This is a genomic window from Microbacterium sp. P2_F9 (assembly GCF_056403635.1).
Genome location: NZ_JBFUFC010000214.1, coordinates 1 through 6,345, shown reverse-complemented (window position 1 = coordinate 6,345; position 6,345 = coordinate 1). Strand labels below are relative to the sequence as shown.

General features: G+C 67.1%; 6 protein-coding genes. 1 reads left to right on the top strand and 5 read right to left on the bottom strand.

Annotated elements, in window-relative coordinates; genetic code table 11:
• Nucleotides 1-104: 104 nt before the first annotated feature.
• From AC1DVT_RS17060 to AC1DVT_RS17050, 3 genes are all read right to left on the bottom strand, one after another.
• On the bottom strand, nt 105-1,889 hold the full coding sequence (locus AC1DVT_RS17060; RefSeq protein ID WP_477390236.1) for a DUF4012 domain-containing protein: 1,785 nt from the start codon (nt 1,887-1,889) through the stop codon (nt 105-107).
• A gap of 30 nt (nt 1,890-1,919) precedes the next feature.
• Nucleotides 1,920-3,335, bottom strand: coding sequence for a tyrosine-protein kinase domain-containing protein (locus AC1DVT_RS17055; protein WP_477390234.1), 1,416 nt, complete (start codon nt 3,333-3,335; stop codon nt 1,920-1,922).
• Between the two features lie 67 nt (nt 3,336-3,402).
• The gene (locus tag AC1DVT_RS17050; protein ID WP_477390232.1) at nt 3,403-3,960 is read right to left on the bottom strand and encodes a hypothetical protein; all 558 of its coding nucleotides are present in this window, start codon (nt 3,958-3,960) and stop codon (nt 3,403-3,405) included.
• A gap of 218 nt (nt 3,961-4,178) precedes the next feature.
• Here AC1DVT_RS17050 and AC1DVT_RS17045 point away from each other — a divergent pair, with 218 nt between their 5' ends.
• Complete coding sequence (locus AC1DVT_RS17045) at nt 4,179-4,841, top strand: VanZ family protein (RefSeq protein WP_477390230.1); 663 nt, start codon at nt 4,179-4,181, stop codon at nt 4,839-4,841.
• 38 nt (nt 4,842-4,879) lie between these two features.
• Here the strand turns inward: AC1DVT_RS17045 and AC1DVT_RS17040 are convergent, their stop codons facing one another.
• Nucleotides 4,880-5,722, bottom strand: coding sequence for a nucleotidyltransferase family protein (locus tag AC1DVT_RS17040; protein ID WP_477390238.1), 843 nt, complete (start codon nt 5,720-5,722; stop codon nt 4,880-4,882).
• 115 nt (nt 5,723-5,837) lie between these two features.
• Nucleotides 5,838-6,345: UDP binding domain-containing protein (locus AC1DVT_RS17035; protein WP_477390228.1), on the bottom strand; the 508-nt coding region annotated here is incomplete at its 5' end.

The following is a 6,345-nucleotide window of genomic DNA, read 5'->3' as shown; positions in this document are numbered from 1 at the left end:
GGTTCGGATGGAACGGAAGTGCCCTGGTGCGGTCATGCAAAAGGCATCGTGTTCGGATCGTGAGATCCGAAGCGACGGTGCCTTGAACCTGAGCATAGGGATACTCACAGGCACGGGGCAACTTCGCGCGTTACGTCTGCGTTAACTGTCGGCGTCGCCCATGCGACGAGGTTCGCACCGCTCGGCGAGGTCGTGCGGGCGACGATGGTCGCCGTCGCCGACTCGCCGGGCGCGAGAGTCGTTTCGTAGCTCAACACGAGTCGCCCGTCGTGCATCCCGCCGCCGAAGCCCTTGCCGCCGGTGATCTGCGCGTCGACGAGCTCGAATCCCTCGGGGACGTAGAGATAGCCCACCGTGCGGATGCTCCCGGGGGGAACCCCGTACCAGCCGGCCGCGGTGAGATAGTCGGGCAGGTTCGCCGCATCGGCGGGTGCATTGTTCGTGAGTGTGACAGTGAGCGTCGCGTCACCACTGGCCAGGCCGCGGCTGTCCAGCGTGCACTGATCCCACGCGACGGTCGACTCTGCCGTCTGGTAGTAGTCCATCTTCGCGCCGGTGCCGTCGTTCAGATAGACGCCGAACGCTGACGTCTTGGCATCGGTGACGGGTAGCCCGCCGGCGAGCGTCGTCTCGGCAAGCACCTGCTGGTCTTCGGGGTGCGCGCTCCACAGCAGCAGGCGCCGTTCGTCTCCGGCCTTCCCCAGCGCGGTGAGCAGGGCCGCCGGGTTGGCGCGGCCATCGGTCAAGGCGGTGAAGATCGACGTGCTCGTGTCAGCGAAGAGCCGGTCCTGCTCTGTCGTGTCGGTGTAGCGAAGGTAGACCTCGTTCAACAGGAGCTGCACGGCGTTCTCTGATGTGACGGTGTCACCGCTCGGCAGTGTGACGGGGCCGGTCGCGGCCAGGATGTATGCGAGCGCGACGGGATCAGTGGCGATCACCCCGTCGACCTGCACTCCGTGCTTCCGCGCCCAGTGCTCGCGCGCGAGGGCTGCGGCGACCGAGAAGTCTGGCGCTTGCGTGGCATTCTGCATCCACTGCCCCGGTCGCTGGCCGTAGATGGCCGCCATCTCGTCGGAGAGGGGCAGCACCGAGGCGTCGGTGTCTGCGAAGTCACTACCGGCATCGGTCGTGACGAGCTGAATGGAACCGCCATCCGTGTGGATCAAGACCATCGCACCCGCGATCCCGCCGAGAGACCGCCATTCCGCGTTGTTCTGGAACAGCACGAGGTAATTGCGGSGTCCGTCGGCGCCGAGCATTGCAGGCAGCAGGACGGATGCCCGGGTCAGGGCATCCGTCGCGGCTTCGGCCTGGTCGAGGGTCTTGCTCACTTMGGCGACGACGTCACGCAGGGGGGCGACGAGCGCGGCCTCGTTGATCTGGGTGACGGAGTCGGCGGCACCGGTGATGCCGGAGGATGCCGCGGCCGCCGCATCTTGCACCGCAATGAAGCCCGACAGCTCGATGCGACMGTCCTGTGGCTTCATCGCGGCGGGAGTGAGGGTGGAGGCGACCTCCGACAGCGGTGTGAGCGCTTTGCCGGCGACGTCGTCGGCGGCGGCCGCCAGCGTCGAGACGGCGGAGAGCTGCGGACCGAGCCAGGGGACCAGCTCGGCGGCCCGCCACACCACGTCGCTCGTGAGCGACCGGGCGGCAGCGGTCTCATCGGCGACCGCGGCGATCGTGTCGGCGACGGCCGCCGGGTCGCTGATCTTCTCGACCACCTGCTGAGCCTGGCCGCGTGCCGTGAGGAGATGGTCGGCTGCGAGGGCGCCGCGCACGCCGATCCAGGCGACGGCCAGGATCGCGAGCACCATGCCCCCCGCGAGCGCCGCGACGACGACGGTGCCGGCGATGCGGGCGGGGCGGGGGAGGGGGTTCTGGGTCATGTGATGCGCGATCGGCGCCAACCGGTGAGGTCAGYGAGTCGGGGCGGTGGGGGCCTTCTGCGGTTGAGGCGCCTGCGGGCTGTAGTCGCCCTGGTACTGGTAGCCGTAGTAGGCGCTGTTGCCGCGGCGGGGCAACTTGTTGAGCACGACCCCGAGCGCGCGGGCGCTGACCTTCTCGAGGTTGAGGAGCGCCTTGTTCATCATGTCGTAGGTGGTCTTGCCGGCTGACACCACGACGATCGCGCCGTCGGCGCTGGTCGCAAGGATGGCGGCATCAGTGACCGGCAGCAATGGGGGACTGTCGATGATGACGTAGGCGTGCTTCGACAGGTTGGCGATCAGCTCGCGCATGCGCTGTGAGCCGAGCACCTCGCTGGGGTTCGGCGGGATCTTGCCGGCCGTGATGACCAGCAGCTTTCCCGAAGCGCCCATGGTGTGCATCACATCGGTGATCTCTGCGCGGTCGGTGAGCACATCGGTCAGCCCGCCGCCGGCGGGCAGCCCGAAGAGGTCGGCGACCATCGGGCGGCGCAGGTCGGCGTCGATCAGCACGACGTTCTCGCCGGCCGCGGCGAGGCTCATGGCGAGGTTGGCGGCGATCGTCGACTTGCCATCGCCAGGAATCGGGCTTGTCACGACGATCGCGCGCGGAGGGTTGTCGATGTCGACGAAGCGGAGGTTCGTGCGCAGCTCGCGAGTGGCCTCGGCCACAGGGGTCGCGGAATCCGCGCGCCCGCTGAACGTGAGCACCTTTCGCTCGTTGACGAGGTCTTTCGACTCGGGCAGGGTGCCGATGACCGAGACACCGGTCTCGCGCTCGATATCGCGCGGATGCCGCACCCGCTGGTCGAGCACGTGCCGGAGGACTGCGTACCCTATTCCGAGCGCCAGACCGATCAGGGCCCCGAGGATCAGGTTGAGCCTCGTGTTCGGCGACGAGGGAGCAGTGGGCAGGCGCGCGGAGTCGCCGGCCACGAGGGTGACCGCGCCTGTTTCCCCGGCTCCGATGTCTTCGAGGGCGTCGATTTCACTCTGCATGCCGCGCACCCACGACTCCGCGAGGTCGCGCGCCTCCTYCGGTGACGAGGCATTGGCCGAAACCCGGATGATGACCGTGTCGAGCGGATTCGTTACGCCGACCCGCCCGACCAGGGCCTCGGGAGTCGTCTCGAGCCCCAGGTCGTCGATAGCGTACTCGGCGACGGATCGCCAAGCGCCGATGTCGATGTAGGACTTCACGACACTCTGCGCGAGCTGATTGCCAACGAGGCGCGAGCCGGGGTCACCGGAGCCGCCCGTGGCGTTCACATAGCCGCTCGTCGTCGCGGTGTACACGCGGGGCTGCATGGCGCTCCACCCGGCGGCGGCACCTATCCCCAGCAGCGTGAACAGTACGATGCCGAGCCAGTGCGCACGAAGTATGCGCAGATAGTCACGCAACTCCATGGCTACTCCCTGCTCGTTTGCTTAGCGAAGTCGATCTCCGCCCACCTGCACTTGTTCCGTCGCAGGCTCAGGGGATCTTGACCTCGACGACGACGGGCTGCGTGTTTGGTCCCACTCCGGTCGGCACCGAGTACGTGATCGTGACCAAGGTGCCAGAGACGACTGAATCAACGATGCCCAGCGGGCGGGAGGCGGCGGCTGCGGAAGCCGGCAGCAGGATCGTCGGGTTCCCGTTATTGCCGCTGACGAATTTGCCCGTCGTGGTGACTCCATTCAACGTGAAGGTGTAGGTCGTCCGCGAGAGCGTCTTCGGGCTCGTGAAGGTGGAGTTGAACTTGACCGTCAGCAACCACTTGCCGCTACCGCCGTCCACCGACTCCGCGATGGCGGACCCGGCAACGACAGTCACTCGCCCGAGCGAGGTCGCGGCAGCCGGAACAGCCGTCGCGAGGACGACGACGGGTGCTGCCCATGCTCCGGCCTTGACGAGCTGGCGGCGGCTGAGGCCGGGACTGCGGTCGGCGCCGTTAGAGGCGCCATCGAGATCAGATGTGGCTTCGAACATGAATTCCCCCAGGGATTCGGCTGCGACACCCGGTCGGACGACCGTGGGTGCGTGTGGCATGGAGCGTGTGCGGAGCATGGGAACAGCGACGCAGGAGATGCGTCGCTGACAGTTCAAACGTAACAGTTGCGTTGCGTGATCCTCACCGCGCGGGCTGAGGATTTACCTGCCTGTAACTCAGCGCCTGGGTGGCGCCGTCACGCATTGCCCCGTGTGCCTCTCGGTATGCTCGCCTGAAACGCGCGGCATCGTCGCGGCGCCCGAAACGGGAGGCCAGAATGAATCCGCTCGCGCCCGACGAGCATGCGGACGCCCCTCGTCAGCGCGTCGATGTTCCGCCGAGGCCGCCCCTTCCCGCGTCGATGCCTGCGTCGGGCGGCGCCATCCACCCGGTTACACATCAAGATCCTCTCGATGCTGCCCTCGATGAACTTGGCATCTCGCCGACGCAGTCTCCTTCCCGCTCGGCGGCCCCGTCGGTGGAGCGCGCCGGGCCTGTGGAGCGCCAGACCGCGTCGCCCGCGCCCCGCGCCGAGGTCCGCACCAGGCAGGTGGCCCGCACGACCCTCATCGTTTACACCGCCGTCCTCGCCCTGATCGGGTTCTGGCCGTCGCGCGTCGACGCCCCGGCCGGATCGTTCCTACGCGGGCTAACCCATGTGATTCCGTGGGCGACCTACGCGCGGATCGAATTCGGCGCGAACATCCTGCTGTTCGTGCCGCTCGGGGTTTTGCTCGCGCTCATCCTGACGCATCGCTACCTGATCCTGCCGATCGCGCTTGTCACGAGCGTGGCCATCGAGTCGCTTCAGGCCGTGGTGCTTGCGAGACGTGTTCCGAGCGTCATGGACATCGTCGCGAACCTCACGGGCGCGTGCATCGGACTTCTGATCGTCGTGTTTCTGGAGTGGTGGCGGCAGCGCCGACGCGACGACACCTGATCATCGACGCGGCATGCGACTGCAGCGACCCGCTTGCATCACCTTCTGCGGGTCAGGGCATGGAGTGCTGCTGGCAGCCCTCGGAGGCCCGCCGGGATCCGACCGAGGCGCGCACGAGTTCGCGCTCGTGCGGTGTCCGGCATCCCCGGGTGCGCCAGGAGGAGGTCTCTACGTGTCGGCCACACGGACTGCAGCAGGACGCTCGCCTTTCTCGGCCAAGGCGTTCGTCGCAGCAATACCAGCCAGAAGAAGGCCCCTCGCGAATCAGCATCGACTCGCGCTCGCCAGGCGCGAAGTTCCTCGGACTCCACCTCCGGCGGGATAGCGTCCGGGCGAACGCCTAGTCGTGGGAGGACGTCGGCGAGCGTGCCGAGGGCCCCAGCGGTATCCGCGACTTCCACGATCTCCGTCAACTCTCGATCGGTGAACCGCACCGCGAGAAGTCCCTCCAGTTCGTCGCGGTGCCGAGGCTGAGAGAGTCCGTCGCGAAGGGAATGAAGCGCGAGCAGCACTGCATTGCCTGCCCGGCTCGGCACCTCGACGGGCTGATCCGCAAACAGCAGCTGCGTGCGACCGCGCCATAGCGCATCGAACGCCTGCTGTTCATCGGTGAGAAGTCCCGGATAGAAGCGATGCACGTCGATGTCGCACGGCCAATCGGGGGCGGTGTAGCTGACCGAGTGAGCACTCCAGACGGCTCCGACCAGCGTCTGGTCGCGAGCAGTCCATCCCCCCTGAGCGATCGCCCCGCATAGCTCATCGAAACCGCCCGGGTCGACAAGCACATCGACATCACCCGACACGTGTGGTTCTCTCAGACCCTGACGACTCAAGGCAGCGCCTTTGATCACCAGGACGCGGATGCCGCGGGCTCGGGCCATGTGGGCAACCCAGGCGGTCGCCAGCTCGACCGCCTCACCGAGCCGCAGCTCCACGGAGTGAGCATCCGCCATTTCTACCTATCTCTACAGCCACGCGAAATCCGGCAACTGATGGTTATGGTCGCCCCATCCCGTAGTAGGTCCAGCCGGCCCGGCGCCACGCTGCGGCGTCGAGGCAATTGCGCCCATCGACGACGATGCGCCCAGCTGTCAGTGATGCCGCGTAGACCGGGTCGAGTTCGCGCCGGTACTCGTCCCACTCGGTGACGACGATGACCGCGTCGGCACCACGAAGAGCCTCGTCACGGTCTTCGACGTAGCTGAGCTGAGGGTGAACTCTTGAGGCATTCGCGATCGCTGCCGGATCGGTCACGGTGACGTAGGCACCCAGACCGTGCAGTCGCACAGCAACGTCGAGTGCGGGTGAGTCGCGGATGTCGTCGCTGTGCGGCTTGAACGCGGCGCCGAGAACCGTGATGCGCTTCTGGAAGACGTCACCGTCGAAGGCCTCGACTACCAGCTGTGCGGCTCGGTCTCGTCGGCGGAGGTTGATGGCATCGACCTCACGCAAGAAACCCACCGATTCGCCGCGCCCGAGTTCTTCGGCGCGAGCGGCGAAGGCG